Here is an 18,838-nt window from a genome sequence, read left to right as displayed (position 1 = left end):
CTGCGCTATGGCCGATTCAAGTTCACGGTGTAATCGGCAGGCTCGCGGTCGGTGCTATATAAGCGGGTGAGCGGCCCATCAAGGAGTTGATGGCAGAACAACGGCAGTGCACCAATAAAATGGTGTCGTAGTGAATACCCTGTTCATACAATGACTTGAAAAGATCCTGCAGGTTCGGATAAGTCATGCCGAAGCGATTTCTGACAGTCAGTACATCCATGGGCGTAGCGGGCAGTCCGTTTAAAGGCGATAGATTCGAATGACGCACCACATGACTGATCTCTTGATACGTTTCGCCGTGAATACTCTGGAATTTCATCAGCGAATAATTCTTGATACTGCCCGGAAGGGATGTTCCGGCCAGTACTTTATCAGTGATGGCATACGGCGGCAGCGGGCCTGGAGGAAGCGCGAGGCTGTTGTTTGCGTTATTTAAAATAGAAAACGGTTTGACCCTCTGGCTCACGACTCGGTGAAGCGTTGGGTCGACCAGCTCATAACCATGGGGTGCGTAGGTTCTAAGTTCGGTGCCATTGGGTATCCGTGCAGTTTTAGTCCATGGCAAGTAATGCCCGTGTGTACTCACAACCAGGATTCTGGCTTGCGCCGTGTCCGAGGTCCAGAGCATGAATTTGCGATCAAGCTTCCAGGCTTTGGCGGGCAAGGTGCCGAAGGCGCGATGACCGGGAATGTTCCAGGTCTTGAGCAGGCTGTTGGTATTGAAAAATGTTTCCAGGCGGGTTTTACGGGCATTCATTGATCGGCCAAGCCAGGAACCGAAGCTTTTTGTGGCGGTGGGTGTCGCGCCGGTCACCGCAATGGCTGTTTTCCCCAGAACGTTGAATGTGCTGAACAAACGCAGCAATCGGGGGGTGTAGGGCGCGAGTTGCAACAGCCCTAGAGACAGCACGTTGAGCGCTGTCTGGGTTTTTTCGGTGTCCCGGTTTCCCGGTAATGCTGCTGTCGCGATGCCCAGGTAGATGGCGCCGGCGTGAGTCGCCAGAGAGGCCAGCGCCACGGGCGTCAACAGCAGCGACATGGGCGCCAGCAACAGCTGTAGATGGTTGAGCTGACGCGTCCAATAGCGCAGCGAAACTTCTTTCGAGGTCACGATGTGTTCATTTGCATCATCTTGATAGTTGCGCTCAAGCGTCTCGCGCATAAAGACGAACGGCGACGAAGTAATGGGCTGTTCGCAGAGGGCGCGGGCTTTGGCTTTATGCAGGTCGTTGGCGTAAACCACGTCTGTCCAGGGCCGAAGCAGGGAGGAAGCTGGGTCGGGGATTTTATTGCCGCTCCAGACATCAAGAAGATACATAAACTTCTCGTGGAGTCTGACCGGTATATAGCTCAACAGCATGCGTTGCCATTGCTTATCCTTGGCGGCGGTTTGTATATACCGCGCAAGTTCAATGTCGCTACTGAATTCGACAAATGCCACGGACTGACCGGCCTGGTAGAGCACCGTCAAGGGTGTGTCGGCGTGAGTGAATACCAGCAGACCGGCGCAGGGTTGGCACTGCGTGCCTTCTATCAGCGAGGGTTTCAGGTAAAAACCCAACGCTTTGCAGCGGATGCTGATAGACGTCGTGGCGAGTGACGTCGTGTCCAGCATCTCGACCAGAAGATCGAATCCAGCGCGTGTTAACTGCTTCTGTTTGAGGCTGATCACTGCCTGCGCCATAAAAGTTGTCTTGAACGATTGCTCGATAGCGGTTCCCTGCTCCTCCCAAAACCGGTTGAGTTGTGCCGACATCAGGTCAAGAAAGGTAATGCTCCTGATGTGGCTTTCGATGACCTCCGGGGAGATATCAAGTGCAGCGCCTTCGGACCATTGCCCCTTACCTGTGGGGTCGGTGTAAACCGTTGTACGAGCGTCGTTATCGATATAACCCACCGGCCGCTCGATCCGGTAGTTACTCAACAGGGCGTTGCTCAGGCTGATCGGGGTTTCGTCGGGGGGTTGAACATACGTGATGGGCGAGTGTGCGCTGCCCAAGGGGCTGGTCGATGTGCCTCGAACATAGCGAATGAAGACATGATCCGGATTCATATCCAGTTGATGTTTGTTTTTCAGGTAGCCGCGCATCAATTGGTTGGCGGCCTTCAATGGGTTGGGTATCCGTTTCACGATATCCGGCTGAAGTTCCCAGCGATCAAGGGCGCTTACCAGGGTCAGGCCGCGTTCGACCAACATGAACAAGGCGTCCGCGTGGGTGTGTTGTGAGTGCAACTCGAATGAAAAGGCTTTTTGGGCGCGGGTGAGCGCGGAAAAAATATCCTCATCGAGAACTTTTATATCGAGAGTGAAGGGCGCACTTCCTTGTTTATCGGCAACGTCCAGATACGACGCGAGCCAGGGCGACGTGTTCAAGGCGTTGAGGAGTTTTTGTCTCATCAACTCAGGGTTATCGCTGATGTATTCGAAAACGGCGGGTCTCTGACCGGTGATGTGAATAAAACTGTGCGATGTATTTTTTGAGGTCAGCTGAAAAATGCCCGGCAGGATTTGCTCATTCAGCAGCACCACACGGACGACCGTGTGCTCGCCTTTGGCTGATGTTTCCAGGGCTTCAACGGTGGTGGGGAACCGGTCGAGACCCATGGCTTCAAGCGTCAGGTTATAGCCGTCCAGGCTGATCATTTTACGTGTGTGGTACCGGCCCAGCGTGTCGAGAAATGAGAGTTTGGCGAGGGTGCGATACGTCAACTCATGCCTGGCCCAGAAGGCGGTAAGCAGGGTCTCGTAGTATCGAGGCCAGTCCGCCTTGTCGATCAGCGTGAGGACCAGGGTCGTGGTCAGAGAAGGTGTTCCCTCATCAAGCGGGCGCTCAGGTTCAGCGCTCTGCATCAGGGCATAAAAACTGGCAGCATCGAAAGAGGTAACCGCCACGTCGGTGAGGGACAGACGCCGCGTGTAAAGCTCTTGCCCATCGACAAAGACGGCCGGACGCGTATCGGTCGTGAAGTCCACGTACATCTGATCCGGCAGGAAGGGCTTGCCGGTCTGCTCAAATAGAAGTCGGGTCAGTTGTTCGTTGACATAGGCGTGCACGCCCGGCGGGCAGTCCATGTCCATCTGCCAGGCCTTCAAACTCAAGGTCGACATGGCGAGCAGTCTGGCGGCGCGACTCTTTCTGAGCGTGGCGAGTTGTTTGTGGTTTAGCGCTGTGGCGGGTAGAGGTTCCTGCGACAGTCCCTCCAGATGATCGTCGGGCGTTGCGTAATAAAACGGCGACAGCGCGAAGGCTCCAGAAGAGGGAAGGGTATCGCTCTGTTCGCTGTGCTTGCCGGTCAGGTGCGTAAGCGCGGGGTGTTCGAGGTTGTGCGTTGAAGCGGATGCCGTGCGTGCTGGAGCAGGGGGGACTGAATTTTCGTTGTCATTCATGTGGATGGCTGAGCGTGAGGAGGGGCGCGTCACTGTGTCATCAGGGACCTCTTCACGTCGTACATCTATGTAACGACGGGGCGCGGGTAAACAGGGGTATGCAGGACGCTATGGCTGCGCACTAAAACGTGCGCAGCCATGTTCGCCGTCGTGCTATGTAACGGTTGGGTCAGGCACTCAAATAGGCGCGCCATCCGCCCAAGTGGCTGATATCTGTCGCGCCCTCCAGGCCATAAGGTTCGCAGATGAAACCGCTTTCCCAGCGTCCGTCGGCCAACTGAACCTTGCCCAGACCCAAGGGCGCTGGAATGCCGGTGAGGAATGAGCCCAGTTCGCGGCTGGGCAGTTCCCAGACTTCCACGGCAATCGCTACGCCGCCTTGCGCGACCCGCAGCATGCCGGGCCGAAACGGTGGTCCACCGGCCAATGCGTAGAGCTGGTAATCCGCCGAGCTTTGGGTGACCTCCAGCAAGCGGCCACCGCGCTGCTTGAGTTGCCCGTTCAGCGCCAGGCCATCCAGGTGCGCGCCGCACACCACCAAGCGTGCCATGTCGCTGCGGGCGACAGCGGCCGGTACTGACAGGTTGGGTGCGTGGCCGCCGATCACCGGCAGGCCGGTATGGCGTTGCAGAGCGTCGGCCAGGCTGAGCAGGTAGTGATCGGTGAAGACCCGACCGAACAGGGTCACGCCCCACGGCAGGCCGTTGTCCATGAAGGCACTCGGCACGGCGACGGCGGCGTAGTCCAGCAGGTTCATGAAATTGGTGTAGTAACCCAGTTCCGAGTTGCGCAGCACCGGTTCAGCCTCCAGTTCGGCGAGGGTCACCGGGCGACCGATGGAGGGCGTCACTACGCAGTCGAGGCCTTCAAGGGCTTTGTCGCACAAGGCTTTGAGCACTTGCAGACGGTATTGCGCGCGGAACGTTTGCACGCCGGTGACGGCCGGTGCTTTCGACAGTACTGCGCGGATCACCGGCAATACCGCTTCCGGGTTCTGCTCCATCAGTTCGCCCGCAACGCTGTAGCGTTCGGCAACCCATGGGCCGTCGTACAGCAGGCGCGCAGCTTCGAGGAAGGGCGACAGGTCCAGCGTCACGGCTTCGCCGCCCATCGCGGTCAGACGGTCGATGGCATCGCCGAACAGCAGGGGCCCTTGCTCGCAGCCGAAGAACGCCAGGTCTTGCGCACGGGGCACGCCGAAACGAAACGGGCGGGGCGCGCCGAACGCAGAGGCGTCGTTCCACAGCGGGTTGCTGCGGCTGTATTCGTCATGCGGATCGAGTCGGGCTACCAGGCCGAGCAACTGGCTGGCTTCGCGCGCGGTGGCGGTGAAGGTGGTCACGCAATCAAGGGTGCGGCAGGCCGGCACCACTCCTGCAGTGGAGATCAGGCCCTTGCTGGCTTTGAGTCCGACCAGATTGTTCAGTGCGGCGGGCACCCGTCCAGAGCCAGCGGTGTCGGTGCCGAGGGCGAAGCTGGCGACGCCGAGCGCCACGGCCAAGGATGATCCTGCACTGGAACCGCCTGATGGGTACTCGGCCAGCACGCTGTTTGGGCAGGCCCCATAGGGTGAGCGGCTGCCATTCAGCCCGGTGGCAAACTGGTCGAGGTTGGTCTTGCCCAACGGAATTGCGCCGAGGCCGATCAACTGCTCGACGATGGTCGCCGAGCGCTCAGGGGTATAGGCGAATGCCGGGCAGGCGGCGGTCGTGGGGATGCCGGCCAGGTCGATGTTGTCCTTGATCGCGAACGGCACGCCATACAGCGGCAACTCGTTGAGGTCGCGGTGTTCCAGTGCGGCCAGATAGGGTTCCAGCTCGGCAGCACTCAGCAGATGGATGAACAGGTGATAGTCCGGGTTCAACGCAGCGGCTTTTTCGCGCAGGGCGAGGATCAGTTGTCGAGGTGTCTGGCGCCCGTATTGATACGCGGCGCGAACGCTGTCGAGGCGCAGGTCGCTTGAATGCAGGTCATGGCTCATGGCGTAGTTCCGTCAAAAAAATAAGTAGGTTCAGTCAGCTTCAAGCACCACGACCCGCTGCCCGGCGCGCACTGCCGAGCCGGGTTGCACCCGCACTTCAAGCACGGTGCCGGCCAGGGTTGCCAGTAGCGGAATCTCCATCTTCATCGACTCCAGAATCACCAGCACATCGCCCACTTCAACCCGATGGCCGACCTCGACCTGCACCTGCCACAGGTTGCCGGCGATATGGCTATCGACGCCATGCTGACCTGCGTCAAGGGGCGTATCGTCGGTGGCTGGCATAGCGGCTTCGTCGCTTTCAAAATGTGCCTGGCCGCTGGCGATCCAGCGTTCGCGTTCGGCGTTGAAGGCCCCTTGCTGCTGCGCCCGAAATGCGGCGATGCCCTCGGCTTCACGGGCGAGAAAGGCCTGATAGTCAGCCAGGTTCAAGGTGCTGTGCTCGATGCTCAGCGGGTACCGGCCCAAGGGGAAATCGCGGCGGATGCGCAGCAGTTCTTCAGCGCTGACCGGGTAAAAACGAATCTGATCGAAGAAGCGCAACAGCCACGGTTTGCCATCGAACGCCGCGACTTCGCGGTAGCGGTTCCACATCTGCAATGTGCGCCCGACAAACTGGTAACCACCGGGGCCTTCCATGCCGTACACGCACATGTAGGCGCCACCAATGCCGACCGAGTTCTCTGCCGTCCACGTTCGTGCCGGGTTGTACTTGGTGGTCACCAGCCGGTGCCGTGGGTCGAGCGGGGTGGCGACAGGCGCGCCGAGGTACACGTCGCCCAGGCCCATCACCAGATAGCTGGCGTCGAACACCGTGCGCTGCACTTGGTCGAGGTTGGGCAGGTCGTTGATGCGGCGGATGAACTCCAGATTGCTTGGGCACCACGGGGCGTCCTTGCGCACGGTGGTCATGTATTTCTCGATGGCCAACTGGCACGCCGGGTCATCCCAGGACAGCGGCAAGTGCACGATTCGCGACGGCACTTGCAGGTCTTTGGCTGCGCACACGGCGTCCCATTCGCCGACGACGATATCCAGTAAATCCGCAAGCGGCAGTTGCTCGGGCTGGTAGTGCACTTGCAGGGAACGAATGCCCGGTGTCAGGTCGATCACTCCCTGTAACGCTTTGGTTTCCAGGGCCTGCATCAGCGCATGGCCGCGAAAGCGCAGTACCAGGTCCAGCTCGGGTGCGCCGATTTCCAGGAGCAAATGAGTGTCGCCAGACAGGCGCGCCACCAGCCGTGTGTCGTCCTGGCCGATGTCCAATACAACGGGTGAAACTAACCCTTGTGCGAGCGAATTCATTCGCGATGAGGCCAGATCAGACACCGCGTCGTCTGCTTCGCGAATGAATTCGCTCCCACAGAAGATCGCGCGTGCAGCTTTGATACTTACCGCATGGAACTGCACTTTGTCCCCGGCCTTGAGTTGCCCCAGTTGCCAGAGGTCGGCTTCGATGATGGTCACCGGGCAGACGAAACCTCCCAGGCTAGGGCCGTCCGGGCCAAGGATGACCGGCATGTCGCCAGTGAAATCCACGGCACCGATGGCGTACGGGTTGTCGTGGATGTTTGACGGGTGCAAGCCCGCTTCGCCACCGTCGGCGCGGACCCATTCCGGCTTTGGACCGATCAGGCGGACGCCGGTACGGCTGGAGTTGAAATGCACTTCCCATTGGGTGGCGAAGAAGGTCTCGATGTAGCGCTCGGTGAAATATTCCGGCGCGCCATGCGGGCCGTAAATGACCCGGATCTGGCGCACTGCCGGCAGAATTTGAAGCTGATTGTCCGGTACGCGCTGACCGGCGCTGCGATCACCCAGGGCTGGAATGTGCAGCACGTCGCCAGCACGCAAAGCGCGGCCGCCATGCCCGCCAAACTGACCCAGGGTAAACGTGCTTTTGCTGCCCAGATAGTCCGGCAGCTCCAACCCGCCGCGCACACAGAGGTAGCTTCGTGCACCGGCGCCAGCGATGGTGCCCAGCGCCAGGGTTGAGCCAGCGGGTACCAGCAACGCGGTATTCAGCGCCTGGGGCTGACCATCCAGGGTCAGCGGAATCGGCGCGCCGGTGATGGCGACCACGGCGTCGGTGTTGAAGCGCAGCAGCGGGCCGCTCATGGTGATTTCCAGCGCGGCACAGCCTTCGGCGTTGCCCAGCAGGCGGTTGCCCAGACGCAACGCGCGACTGTCCATTGGCCCGGACGGCGGCACACCGACCGCCCAATAACCGAGACGCCCTGGATAGTCCTGCACGCTGGTCTGGGTGCCACCGCTCAGTACTTCAAAGGTGTTGGCGTGATACACCAGACCTTCCAGGCATCGCGTCCATGGCTGGCCGCTGGCGAAGGGTACGTCGAGCAGAATCTGCCGCAGGTAATCGCGGTTGGTTTCTACGCCATACAAGTGGCTGTCGCTCAGCGCTTGAGCAAGTCCGGCGCTGGCCTGCTCACGGGTTGGCGCCCAACTGATCAGCTTGGCAATCATGGGATCGAAGAACGGCGGAATCTCGCAACCGGCTTCGACCCAGGTGTCGATGCGCAAGGTCTTGCCATCGGCGTTCGGGAAATTCACCGCAGTCAGCAAACCGGGGCAGGGCTGGAAATCCCGGCCCGGGTCTTCGGCATACAACCGGGCCTGAATCGCATGACCGTTCGCCTGCAAGCCCTCGCTTAACTGGCTGAGTGGCGCCAAATCACCCGCTGCCAGCTGGACCATCCAACTGACCAGATCGACGCCCCACACTTGTTCGGTGACCCCGTGCTCGACCTGCAAGCGGGTGTTCACTTCGAGGAAATAGAAACGCTGGTCCTCGCTGTCGAACACGAACTCCACGGTCCCGGCGCTGCGGTAATTGACCGCTTTGGCCAGCTTGATTGCTGCCGCACACAGTTCGTCGGCCATGCCGTCTGGCAGGTTCGGTGCGGGGGTTTCTTCGAGGACTTTCTGGTTACGCCGTTGTACCGAGCAATCACGCACGCCGAGGGCGATAACGTCGCCCTGGCCGTCGCCGAACACCTGCACTTCCAGGTGCCGGGCGCGCTGGATGTACTTCTCGATAAAGACCCCCGCGTCGCTGAAGTTGTTCTGCCCCAGACGTTTCACCGCGTCGAACGATTCGCTCAGCTCGACCGCGCTGCGGCACACGCGCATGCCGATCCCGCCGCCGCCGGCCGTGCTTTTCAGCATCACTGGGTAGCCGATCAGCTCGCCAGCGTTGAGGGCGTCGTCGAGGCTGTCGAGCAGTTCGGTGCCCTCAAGCATCGGCACGCCGTGTTGCTTGGCCAGAGCGCGCGCCGTGTGCTTGAGGCCGAACACCCGAAGTTGTTCGGGTGTCGGGCCGACGAAGGCGATGCCAGCGTCTTCGCAGGCTTGGGCGAACGCGGCGTTTTCGGAGAGGAAGCCGTAACCGGGATGGATCGCCGTGGCGCCGCTGGCCTTGGCGATGGCGAGTATTTTATCCACCGCCAAATAGGTTCCGGCTGCGCCACCTTCACCCAGGCTGTGGGCTTCATCGGCTTGAAGAATATGCAGGCTGGCGGCATCGGCTTCGGAATAGACCGCCACGCCCTTGACCTGCAAGGCGCGCAGGGTACGCAGGATGCGGCAGGCAATGGCGCCACGGTTGGCGATCAGCAGTGTCTTGAACATGGCATAAACCCCAGAAACCGATGGCTGATCGGTTTCGTGCTGGGAAGCGGGCCGTCCCGCTGTTTTCGTAGTGCCTCGAGGCCGTCCTCGATGGCTAAACCCGGTGCTCTTGTAGAAGCTGCCGCAGGCTGCGATAAGGCCCGAAGCTCTGCTGGAGCGCTGCCGCCAAGGCGACAGATCGCAGCCTGCGGCAGCTCCTACAGAAAGGGGTGGTGTTCTGGCGGCATGCACTGTCCAGAGCGGCTTTGGCACAGGCTGAATAACCAGCGGCGCAGTTTCAAAAGATTCAGTTCCATATCAGCAGCTGCGCAGGTGTCGGGTTGTAGGCGTTGCAGGGGTTGTTCAGTTGCGGGCAGTTGGAAATGAGCACGATCACGTCCATTTCCGCGCGCAGCTCGACGTATTTGCCGGGCGCCGAGATGCCATCTTCGAAGGTCAGGCCGCCGTCTGCGGTGACCGGCACGTTCATGAAGAAATTGATGTTCGGCCCGATGTCACCTTTGCTCAGGCGACCGTCATGGGCACAGGCGCGCAGGTAGTTGTCGCGGCAACTGTGCATGTGGCGCTTTTCCAGGGCGTAGCGCACGGTGTTGCTCTCCTGCGCGCAAGCACCGCCGAGGGTGTCATGGCGTCCGCAAGTGTCTTCGACGATGGTCAGCATCGGTTTGCCGAGGTTGGAATACAGCACGCTGCCGGTGGTCAGGTACACGCTGTTCTGCCGCCGCAAGGTGCGCTGCACGTCATACCGTTCGCGGGGGTTGGCCAGGCTGTAGAACAGCGTATCGACCGCTTGATTGCCTTCCAGGTCGAGGATGCGCAGGGTTTGTCCGGCCTTGACTTCGGTCAGCCAGGGCTCGCCTGCGGGGATGGTCGCGTTGTAGATCGCCGCTTCCGGCTGTTTGGAGAGTGTGGTCATGGCAGCGATCCTCAGGCGAACAGGCGATCAGTGTTGATAAAGCCGCGCTCGTTTTCCGGGCGCGAGGTGCGGCAGTGCTCGGCGACGCTGGGGTCGGCGTTCATCCAGCTGAGCTTGAGGGGTTTGGGCGCGTACTGTGGATCAGGGTCCATCGGGTGCTGCAGGGCCGTCAGCACCACAAGGGTGTCCATCGGCGCATACAGCTCGATGTAGTCACCGGCTTTGGAGTTGTGCGCAACGAAGTGAAAGTGTCCGTCTTCGTCGACGCTGACTTTGCTGAACAGGTTCAGGGTCATCAGCAGGTCGGACAGGCCCAGGCCCCATTTGCCCAGTTCCACCAACAGGTTATCGGTGCCGTTGCGAAAGAAGCCGTTGCGCAGCTCCTGATAGCGGCCTTGACCATACTTTTCCGCGACCTCTTCAGCGCACAGCACTCCACCGAAGCTGTCGCTCCAGCCGCAGGTGTCCGCCGTGATCGCTGCCAGCACCCGGCCCATGTCCGAGTACAGGCAATGGCCGCGGGTGAGCTTGGCGGTGTGTTGGCATTTGAGGCTGTCCGGCAGGTTCAGTCGTTCGGTTTTCTCGTTGGCGTTAAGCAGGGTCAGGCTGACGTTGGCACCGCCACGGATGTCGGTCAGGCGCAGCAGTTGGCCGCGCTTGAGCACGAACGAACGGTGGCCGCCGCCGGGCAAGATTTCTTCAGCAAAGACGGGGAACAGGGAGGTTGAATCGGTCATGTGCGCGTTCATAAAAATGATCCTCTAAACCGTTTGCAGCGAATCAATAGCGGCGCGTGCGGCGCGGCGATCGCTGTTCAAGGGAATGTCGTAGGTGATGCGGGCGCCATAAGCGCCGGGCGCGTGGGGGTCATGGCGAACCTTGTCGAACACCAGCAGACGGGTGCCGAGGTTGAAGCCCTCGGACAGGTCGTGGGTGACCATGAACACAGTCAGGCGGGTCTCGCGCCACAGCTCCAGCAACAGGACATGCATGTCCTTGCGGATACCCGGATCGAGCGCGCCGAAGGGTTCGTCCAGCAGCAACACACGCGGTTTCATGATCAGCGCTTGAGCGATGGCCAGCCGTTGCTGCATGCCGCCCGACAGTTGCGTCGGGTACTTGTCCTGCGCATGGGCCAGGCCCACTTTGCTCAGCAGTGCCGCGGCCTGTTCCCGAGCCTCGCGTTTGGCCGTGCCGAACAGGCGTCCAAGCAGGGGCGAGCGAGGCAGCTCCAGACCCAGAGCAACGTTGTCCAGAACTGACAGATGCGGAAACACCGAGTAGCGCTGAAACACCACGCCTCGGCTGGCGTCCGGTTCGCCGGCAAGCGGCTTGCCGTCGAGATGGATCTGGCCGCGACTGGGCACTTCCTGGCCGAGCAACAAGCGCAAGAAAGTGGATTTGCCGCAGCCCGAGGCGCCGACCAAGGTGCAGAACTCACCTTCGTTGACGCTCAGGTTCAGGCCTTCGAGCACCACTTGATCGTCGTACTGTTGCCAGACGTTTTTCACCGAAATAAAGCTCATCCGCGTGCCCCTTCATACCAGGGGAATGCACGCCGGGTCAGGGCCTTGAGTCCCCAATCCATTAGCCAGGCGAGCAGGGTGATCCAGACCACGTAGGGCAGGATCACGTCCATGGCCAGGTAGCGCCGTACCAGAAAAATCCGATACCCCAACCCGTCGGTAGACGCGATGGCTTCGGCCGCGATCAGGAACAACCAGGCCGAACCCAGCACTAGACGCAAGGCAATCAGCAGGCGCGGCAGCAGTTGCGGCAGGACCACCCGCAGGATCAAGGTCCAGGTCGAGGCGCCGAGGGTTTGCGCCTTGATCAGCAGCTCGACCGGAATCTCCCGGGCGCGCTGCTCCAGATCCCGCGCCAGGATCGGCGTGATACCGATCACGATCAGCATGACTTTCGACAGCTCACCCAAGCCAAACACGATGAACAGGATCGGCAGAATCGCCAGCGGCGGGACCATCGACAACACCGTCAGCAGCGGTGACAACGGTGCGCCGAACAGCGGCAGAATCCCCGACGCTATACCCAGACACAAGCCGAGCAGGGCGCTGATGCCAAGACCAATCGCCAGGCGTTGCAGGCTGGAGGCGGTGTCTTGCCACAGCAGATAACCGCCGCTGCGTTGGTCTTCGGTAAAGGCCATGCGCTTGACCGCATCGGTCATCTGCACCGCGCTGGGCAGCAATTTGTCGTTGGGGTTTTCCGTCAGCCGGGTGGCCGAGCCCATGAAATAGGCGAACAGCAACAAGGCGAACGGCAGGATCACCAAAATCAGACGGCTGGCGCGATCCGGGCGGCGGTTTATCAAGCGCATGGCAATAACCTTTGGGCTGGGACGCGATTACAATTTGCCTTCGGCAGCCATCTGTACGTAGCTCGGGTCGAAGCGCAGCTTGAGGTTGTTCTTGTCGCCGCTGGTCACGCCGTTGGCGAAAGACATGCCGATTGCACTGGTGTCCTTGGCGCCTTCACCGAGCAGCCCATGTTGAAAGGAGAACTCGGCGACCTTGCGCATGGTCTGTGGCAGTTGAGCGCTGGTGGCGAAGTCGAGCGCTTCCTTGGGGGTCGCGAACAGCTTGGTGGTGTCCAGTTGCGACTGGAAGCCCGCCAGGTCGGTGCCCGAGGCTTTGGCCATGTGCTCCAGCGCGGCGGTGCTGGCGGCGGACTTGCTGTTCATCAGCGCGACCACTTCGAACCAGGCGCCGGTCAGGGCCTTGCCCAGTGCCGGGTTGTCTTTCAGGGTCTGGGTGTTGACCACCATCATGTCCATGATTTCGCCAGGGATCTTGCTCGAATCGAACACCTCGGTCACACCGGGCTTGGCCTTGATGTCCGAAAGCATCGGGTTCCAGGTGGTCACGGCTTTGGAGTCATCGGTGTTGAACGCCGCAGAAATGTCCGCGTCGGAGGTGTTGACGACCTTGAGGTCTTTCTCGGTAAGGTCAACGCTGTCCAGGGCACGGGCCAGCAAGTAGTGAGACACCGACAGCTCGACCAGATTGACCTTCATGCCTTTGAGGTCGGCGACTTTCTTGCCTTCACCCTTGATCACGACGCCGTCGTTGCCGTTGGAGAAATCGCTGACGATCAGCGCGGTGCTGTCGACGCCACCTGCGGCCGGGATGGTCAGGGCATCCATGTTGGTCATGGAGCAGCCATCGAATTGGCCAGCGGTGTATTGGTTGATCGATTCGACGTAGTCGTTGATCTGGGTGACATCGATGGTGATGCCGTATTTCTTCGCCCACTTGTCGACGATGCCTTGGGTGCCTGCGTATTCCCAGGGCATCCAGCCGGCGTAGATGGTCCAGCAAACGTTGAAGTGCTCTTTCGGGGCGGCGTGTGCCGAGAGGCTCAATGCCGCGACGAGGCCAGCAGCGAGCATGGCGAACAGACGGGGTTTTTTAATGTTGTTCTGCATATAAGAACCTCCAGTAGGAAAAAAACGAGCGGTCAGGAGTCACGCGACACCACTGGTGTCCTGTCTCCCGGGCTTTTATCCCGCCGTGTAACCTCTACTGGAGGTCGCTAACTCTCGGACCAGCCACTCGCGTCAAGCGAATCGGAACCCTAGTCAGCTATTGCAAATTGTGGTGCCGCGAACCTGTTTTGACTCCTGCACATCAAGTCATAAGCGAGAGGCGTGCCAAGTCGCACCAAGCCTTGCGGCAGGTGGGTTGCGCCGTTGAGGGCGGAGTGAATGCAGGGGGTAGCGCTTTATCGTGGTGCGGGTGCGCACCGGTTCGGGGCGCGGCTCAAGCAGGATATAGTTTTTGCGGCAGGGCACTCGGTGGATTATTTGCGGTCTGATTTTTCGTCAGTCAGCGGTTTTGACCGATGCCGACCAGCGTCGCTGGTTTGTGCTCTCTAGCGGTCCAGGAGGCCGCCATGTATCGACGACCCTTGCTTATAGTTGTGCTGGGTTTAGCCCTCTCTGGTTGTTATGCAGGTCCCGGTTATTACGAATCCGATGTCTATACACAGCCCGTTTACGGTGGCGCTTACTACGGCAGTTACGATCGATCCTACCGTCCGAGCTATTACGTAGCGCCTCCCCGCTATTACGGGCCACGTCCGGCGCCTTACTACGCCCCTCGGCCTGATTATGGTCCTAGACCTATGCCCTACGCCGGGCGGGGTTACTACCGCGGTGGTCAGGGTGACCACGACGGTCGTGGCGGACACGCCAACCCTTCATGGAATGAAGGCCGGAATGACGGTGACCGTGGCCACGGTGGTGGCGGTCGCGGTCACGATAATGGTTCAGGCGGCCGGGGTGATCACGGTAATCGCGGAGGCGACGGCCGTGGCGGCGATGGTCGGGGTGGAAACAGGTGAAGCGTCGTTTCGGCGGCGCTTTACCTGCTTCAAGGGCTTAGTAGTCTGAAAGGTCCGCCAAGGGGTGCCGTCCCTCCCAGACCTTGGCGAAGTGCGCATCGATCACGGCGTCCGGGATGTTGGCGACGTCTTGCCAATGCCAATGAGGCTTTTGATCCTTATCGATCAGTCGCGCCCGGACGCCTTCGCTGAACTCGGGATGACGACAGCAATTCAGGCTCAGGGTGTATTCCATCTGGAATACCTGAGCCAGCGACATGTGTCGGGCACGGACGATCTGCTCCCACACCAGATGGGCAGTCAGCGGGCAACCTTCAGTCAGATTTTTCGCCGCACGGCTGAGCAGGGCATCGCCGTGCGTGTTCCATTGACTGATAGCGCGCCAGGCGCACGGCAGAGTCGCGACGTCCAGTAACTCATCGATCTGCGCTCGACGCGGCAGCCATTGCGCATCGGGCAATTGCCCAATGGCCTCCTGTTGCAGCGCCTTTAGCAGGCTGTTGAGTTGCACCGAGCTTTGTTCCTGCCAGTTCAGTTGCAGCAGCCCCTCGACCAATTCTTCTTGCTGTTCATCCAGCAGAAAGCGGTCGGCCAAGTCCAGATCCAGCGCGTCGCGTCCGTTGATGTGTGCGCCGGTCAATCCGAGGAACAACCCCAGTTTGCCGGGCAGTCGGGAAAGGAACCAACTGGCGCCAACATCGGGGTACAAGCCAATGCTGACTTCCGGCATTGCCAGGCGACTGGTCGGGGTGACGATGCGAATGCCTGCGCCCTGCAGCAAGCCCATGCCACCGCCCAGCACGTAACCATGGCCCCAGCAGATCAAGGGCTTGGGGTACGTGTGCAGACGGTAATCGAGCCGGTATTCCGCCGCGAAAAAATGTGCGGCCAGTGGTGGGACTTCGCCGGGATGAGCACGGCAAGCGTCGACCAATGTTCGTACATCGCCGCCCGCGCAAAAAGATTTCGAGCCATTGCCGCGCAGCAGTACACAAACGATTTGCGGGTCATCGGCCCATTTCTCAAGACGGTCCATCAGCGCCTGGATCATCGGCAGCGACAACGCATTCAGAGACTTTTCCGCATCCAGGCTGGCAACACCAATGCGCGCGCCGTCTTGGGCGTGGAGTTCTTCAAATTGCAGATTCATCATGACCTCTCGGGGGGCGGGGCAACTGTCCATTGAGTCTGTGATACCCCTATGCGGGGGTAAGTTGCAAACGGTGATTGCAGGAAGTGTAGGAAAGAGGCGAGGGCGGCGTGGTGCAATGACATTGGTCGATTGACATCGGCGGCCAGCTTTCCTAGTGTCCGCGCATTGATTTTTGCAGGTGTGCCATGACAAACGACGACCGTATCAAACTCGAATCCGGCTGGAAGCACGCGTTGCGTGAGGAATTCGAAAAACCGTATATGAACGAACTGCGTGAGTTCCTGCGCCAAGAGCACACCGCAGGCAAGGAAATCTATCCACCGGGCCCGATGATCTTCAATGCCTTGAATTCGACGCCGCTGGACAAGGTCAAGGTGGTGATTCTGGGCCAGGACCCGTACCACGGCCCCGGTCAGGCCCATGGCTTGTGCTTCTCGGTGCAGCCAGGCGTGCCGACGCCGCCGTCGCTGGTCAATATCTATAAAGAACTCAAGCGCGACCTGAACATCGACATCGCCAATCACGGCTGCTTGCAGTCCTGGGCTGATCAGGGCGTGCTGCTGCTCAACACCACCATGACGGTCGAGCGCGCTAACGCTGCTTCACACGCAAAAAAAGGCTGGCAGATCTTCACCGATAAGGTGATCGAGGTCGTCAGCGAACACCAGCCGCATCTGGTGTTTATGCTGTGGGGGGCTCATGCCCAAAGCAAACAGAAACTGATCGACGCCAGCAAACACTTGGTACTGACCTCAGTACACCCCTCGCCGCTGTCCGCCTACAAAGGCTTTCTCGGCAACGGGCACTTCGGCCGGGCCAACAAGTTCTTGCAACAGAATGGATTGACGCCGATTGACTGGAGATTGCCGCCGGTTTAAAGCGGTATGGCTGATGGCCTGCGGGACATAGAGTGGATTTTAGTTGATTGATGAGGCATGCGTGTGGACGCGCTTTATGGTCTTTGTGGGCGGTCGGCGATGTAGAAAATGCACCCTGGCATATCGGCAGGAGGGAACTAGAGAAACGCCTGCGATAGCGCTCAAACTGTTGAGCAGGCGGGTTCAATCAGTGAATTTCAAGAGGGTACTTTTTTTGGACATGCTCTTTTCTCGGAAAGGCTTCGATAGAAGAGGATGGCCATAATAACTAAAATGGCGCCCGCCACCGTTAAAGGGGTGACGGTGTTGTCAAAGACCCAATAATCCAATGCTATTGTTATAATCGGGACCATGTAGAAAAGCACACTGACATTGCTGGCTGCGTTTTTTGATAGCATGTAAAATAGCAACAATACTGCGCCTGTTGAAACGACAAGAATCATCCATGCCGAGGCTATAATGAATTTCGCGTTTATCGTGGCCTGCCAGTCTGTGCACAAGGCTACAATAAAAAATATGATAGAAGCCGCCAAGTTTTGATAAAAAGCTGAGGCAAGAGGGTGAGCGGCGACCTTTTTTTGACAAACGGTGCCGACACTCATCGCACATACAGACGCGATGCCAAATGTAATACCCGCGTATGTTAATTCGCTGATTTCACGAGCGCCTGAGACTGCGATTCCCAGTCCTAAAAATCCCAACAGTAATATCAGATAGCCTTTTGCTCCAACCTCTTCTCTCGCAATTATTGGGGTGAGAATCGGCTGTAGGCCGAGGATGATTGAAAGTACACCAGGTGATAATTTATTATCGATGGCTAGAAAAAAGAAACTTTGGTACGCCACTTGTAGAAGGATGCCTGTAAACAGCATTTTCATTATCAATAAAGCTGGCAGCTTGATAAGTTCAGAAAATACTGCTCGCTTAAATATGAGTGCGCATATGAAAGACAAAACCAAAAGCGTGCCGATGGCCCGGACTGCAAGAAACGACCATACGGATGCCTCTTGAAGTCCAAGTTTTACAAAAATTGCTCCACTGCTCCACATCAACAGGAATACAAGTGGTACGCCTCTCATGAGGAGCGTCATTGAAGTTACTCCTCAGTTTTCCCAGCGTTCAATAGTGAATCGCTCACCTATCTCTCGGTGCTCAGTGAGATACTTTTTGAGTGCTTTGGACTTTTCCACTACCGCCTGGTTTTTAGCGACGGTAGCGCCTTGGATCAACCAGTCATAGCATGCTGTGACCGATATGTTGTGTTTGAAATGATATTTTGAATACTCAAAAAGATAATTTTTGAAGTTCTCTTTTGAGATTGTTTCCCCTATGGCTGCAATGATTTCATTGCTTTTTTCTTTCGGCATGTCCGGGCGATCAATGTGTATGTGGCGGCTTCCTTTGGATATATTTGCTGCGGGATGGAAAATATCTGTGTCTTTAAAGGCTTTGTCAAAAACGAAGTCCAAACAAATGAACATTCTGCTTTTGTTGGAGAGATTTATAGCGGCATGGTTTATGGCTGCGTCCAAAAACCATACCTCTCCAGGCCGCATTTGGAATACAGCGTGCTCATCCGAATGAAATGAGTCTGCGTTGTAATCTATGGGCACAAAGACCCGAAAGTAAGTAACGTTTGAATCAAGCTCTACGAAGTCACGATGAGGAATGACCATGCCCTCAATAAGATTTCTTGCGCGAACCATCTTTGCGTTCGCGAAGTTAAAGTTATCGTTGAGCATCCTCATGATGTTAGGGCAGTGTGCCATGTATTCAGTAGGCAAAGAGGTTGCGCAGTTTTTGTATTGTGAATCATCTTTGTTGCCAGAACTGTTGAATAGAGATAAATTCTTCCAGTAACCTTGTGCGAACTCGTCGTATTCTTCGGATAACTTTGTAATTGAATTTAAATAAGCGAGGTCAGAAGTGACATTGTATCCATCCATGTTGATGGCACCAATGATGTGTGACGGCATGTGCTTCTCCTTTGAATGATGGAGAAAGTGTACAGACATGCTTTACATCACTAAAGATCATAAATATGATGCTTTGCATCATATTTTGTGATCGAGAAAGACATGAATCTTGACACCGCGCAACTCAGGATCTTTGCCACCGTGGCGGAGCTTAGAAGCTTCACAAAGGCGTCAGAGCGTCTTTTTCGGGTTCAGTCTGCAATAAGTCAGCAGATTCAGAGGCTAGAGAATCAGGTCGGTTTTGAGCTTTTCATCCGAGACCGAAAGGGACTGCGGATCACCGTAAAAGGTGAGGCTTTGCTTGCGTTCGCTTTGAAAATGCTTGCTATAAATGACCAGGCGGTACTCTCTCTACTTCGTGAGGTACCAGTCGGACGTCTTAGGATCGGTACCTCCGATACTTACGCGACATGTTTTCTTTCTGGCATTTTGCGCGAATGTTCTCGAGTTTATCCTGGTTTAGAAGTCGAGGTTCATTGTGGTTACAGTCGGGATATATGGACTCAATACGAGCAGCATCAGTTAGATCTGGCTCT

At 58.0% G+C, this 18,838-nt stretch carries 14 protein-coding genes and 1 riboswitch; of the genes, 3 read left to right on the top strand and 11 right to left on the bottom strand.

From position 1 onward, the window contains the following. Nucleotides 1-22: 22 nt before the first annotated feature. The 8 genes from K0F75_RS12285 to K0F75_RS12250 form a co-directional block, all read right to left on the bottom strand. Nucleotides 23-3,388: a dermonecrotic toxin domain-containing protein gene (locus tag K0F75_RS12285; protein ID WP_219062132.1), complete on the bottom strand. Its 3,366-nt coding sequence runs from the start codon at nt 3,386-3,388 to the stop codon at nt 23-25. A 169-nt stretch (nt 3,389-3,557) separates the two neighbouring features. After that, nucleotides 3,558-5,369, bottom strand: coding sequence for an allophanate hydrolase (gene atzF / locus K0F75_RS12280; RefSeq protein ID WP_219062131.1), 1,812 nt, complete (start codon nt 5,367-5,369; stop codon nt 3,558-3,560). Nucleotides 5,370-5,399: 30 nt separating this feature from the next. Next, complete coding sequence (uca, locus tag K0F75_RS12275; protein ID WP_219062130.1) at nt 5,400-9,017, bottom strand: urea carboxylase; 3,618 nt, start codon at nt 9,015-9,017, stop codon at nt 5,400-5,402. A gap of 286 nt (nt 9,018-9,303) precedes the next feature. Then, nucleotides 9,304-9,933, bottom strand: coding sequence for an urea amidolyase associated protein UAAP2 (locus K0F75_RS12270; RefSeq protein WP_219062129.1), 630 nt, complete (start codon nt 9,931-9,933; stop codon nt 9,304-9,306). A gap of 11 nt (nt 9,934-9,944) precedes the next feature. Beyond that, nucleotides 9,945-10,670 carry an urea amidolyase associated protein UAAP1 gene (locus tag K0F75_RS12265; protein ID WP_219062128.1) on the bottom strand — a complete coding sequence of 242 codons (726 nt, stop codon included), beginning with the start codon at nt 10,668-10,670 and terminating at the stop codon, nt 9,945-9,947. A 24-nt stretch (nt 10,671-10,694) separates the two neighbouring features. Next, nucleotides 10,695-11,459, bottom strand: coding sequence for an ABC transporter ATP-binding protein (locus K0F75_RS12260; protein WP_219062127.1), 765 nt, complete (start codon nt 11,457-11,459; stop codon nt 10,695-10,697). Then, entirely contained in the window at nt 11,456-12,271 is an 816-nt protein-coding gene (locus K0F75_RS12255) for an ABC transporter permease (RefSeq protein WP_219062126.1), read from the bottom strand. Before K0F75_RS12255 ends, K0F75_RS12260 begins: the two co-directional genes overlap by 4 nt. 27 nt (nt 12,272-12,298) lie before the next feature. Beyond that, nucleotides 12,299-13,378, bottom strand: coding sequence for a putative urea ABC transporter substrate-binding protein (locus K0F75_RS12250; protein WP_374028641.1), 1,080 nt, complete (start codon nt 13,376-13,378; stop codon nt 12,299-12,301). 62 nt (nt 13,379-13,440) lie between these two features. After that, nucleotides 13,441-13,542, bottom strand: a riboswitch (guanidine-I (ykkC/yxkD leader). A 628-nt stretch (nt 13,543-14,170) separates the two neighbouring features. On the opposite strand from K0F75_RS12250, the gene K0F75_RS26250 reads away from it, so the two are divergent. After that, nucleotides 14,171-14,344 (top strand): hypothetical protein, encoded by a 174-nt coding sequence (locus K0F75_RS26250; protein WP_219062125.1) that lies wholly within the window; start codon nt 14,171-14,173, stop codon nt 14,342-14,344. Here the strand turns inward: K0F75_RS26250 and K0F75_RS12240 are convergent. Then, nucleotides 14,333-15,445 carry an enoyl-CoA hydratase/isomerase family protein gene (locus tag K0F75_RS12240; RefSeq protein ID WP_219062124.1) on the bottom strand — a complete coding sequence of 371 codons (1,113 nt, stop codon included), beginning with the start codon at nt 15,443-15,445 and terminating at the stop codon, nt 14,333-14,335. The genes K0F75_RS26250 and K0F75_RS12240 overlap by 12 nt on opposite strands. 188 nt (nt 15,446-15,633) lie before the next feature. On the opposite strand from K0F75_RS12240, the gene ung reads away from it, so the two are divergent. Beyond that, complete coding sequence (ung, locus tag K0F75_RS12235) at nt 15,634-16,326, top strand: uracil-DNA glycosylase (protein ID WP_219062123.1); 693 nt, start codon at nt 15,634-15,636, stop codon at nt 16,324-16,326. A 197-nt stretch (nt 16,327-16,523) separates the two neighbouring features. Here ung and K0F75_RS12230 read toward each other — a convergent pair whose 3' ends face one another. After that, entirely contained in the window at nt 16,524-17,417 is an 894-nt protein-coding gene (locus K0F75_RS12230) for a DMT family transporter (protein ID WP_219062122.1), read from the bottom strand. A gap of 12 nt (nt 17,418-17,429) precedes the next feature. After that, the gene (locus tag K0F75_RS12225; protein ID WP_219062121.1) at nt 17,430-18,302 is read right to left on the bottom strand and encodes an aspartyl/asparaginyl beta-hydroxylase domain-containing protein; all 873 of its coding nucleotides are present in this window, start codon (nt 18,300-18,302) and stop codon (nt 17,430-17,432) included. 102 nt (nt 18,303-18,404) lie between these two features. Here K0F75_RS12225 and K0F75_RS12220 point away from each other — a divergent pair. Continuing rightward, the coding region (locus K0F75_RS12220) for a LysR family transcriptional regulator (protein ID WP_219062120.1) at nt 18,405-18,838 on the top strand (434 nt) is incomplete at its 3' end.

The organism is Pseudomonas sp. UMAB-08, assembly GCF_900095225.1.
Classification (GTDB): Bacteria; Pseudomonadota; Gammaproteobacteria; order Pseudomonadales; family Pseudomonadaceae; genus Aquipseudomonas.
This window is presented reverse-complemented; position numbering and strand designations above follow the sequence as displayed.

Excerpts from the sequence above, each read along its gene's own strand:
- atzF (WP_219062131.1), bottom strand. The coding sequence starts at position 5,369 with ATGAGCCATGACCTGCATTCAAGCGACCTGCGCCTCGACAGCGTTCGC.
- K0F75_RS12285 (WP_219062132.1), bottom strand. The coding sequence starts at position 3,388 with ATGAATGACAACGAAAATTCAGTCCCCCCTGCTCCAGCACGCACGGCA.
- K0F75_RS12230 (WP_219062122.1), bottom strand. The coding sequence starts at position 17,417 with ATGACGCTCCTCATGAGAGGCGTACCACTTGTATTCCTGTTGATGTGG.
- K0F75_RS12270 (WP_219062129.1), bottom strand. The coding sequence starts at position 9,933 with ATGACCACACTCTCCAAACAGCCGGAAGCGGCGATCTACAACGCGACC.
- K0F75_RS12250 (WP_374028641.1), bottom strand. The coding sequence starts at position 13,378 with ATGCAGAACAACATTAAAAAACCCCGTCTGTTCGCCATGCTCGCTGCT.
- K0F75_RS12265 (WP_219062128.1), bottom strand. The coding sequence starts at position 10,670 with ATGACCGATTCAACCTCCCTGTTCCCCGTCTTTGCTGAAGAAATCTTG.
- K0F75_RS12225 (WP_219062121.1), bottom strand. The coding sequence starts at position 18,302 with ATGCCGTCACACATCATTGGTGCCATCAACATGGATGGATACAATGTC.
- K0F75_RS12255 (WP_219062126.1), bottom strand. The coding sequence starts at position 12,271 with ATGCGCTTGATAAACCGCCGCCCGGATCGCGCCAGCCGTCTGATTTTG.
- K0F75_RS12260 (WP_219062127.1), bottom strand. The coding sequence starts at position 11,459 with ATGAGCTTTATTTCGGTGAAAAACGTCTGGCAACAGTACGACGATCAA.
- K0F75_RS26250 (WP_219062125.1), top strand. The coding sequence starts at position 14,171 with ATGACGGTGACCGTGGCCACGGTGGTGGCGGTCGCGGTCACGATAATG.
- K0F75_RS12240 (WP_219062124.1), bottom strand. The coding sequence starts at position 15,445 with ATGAATCTGCAATTTGAAGAACTCCACGCCCAAGACGGCGCGCGCATT.
- uca (WP_219062130.1), bottom strand. The coding sequence starts at position 9,017 with ATGTTCAAGACACTGCTGATCGCCAACCGTGGCGCCATTGCCTGCCGC.
- ung (WP_219062123.1), top strand. The coding sequence starts at position 15,634 with ATGACAAACGACGACCGTATCAAACTCGAATCCGGCTGGAAGCACGCG.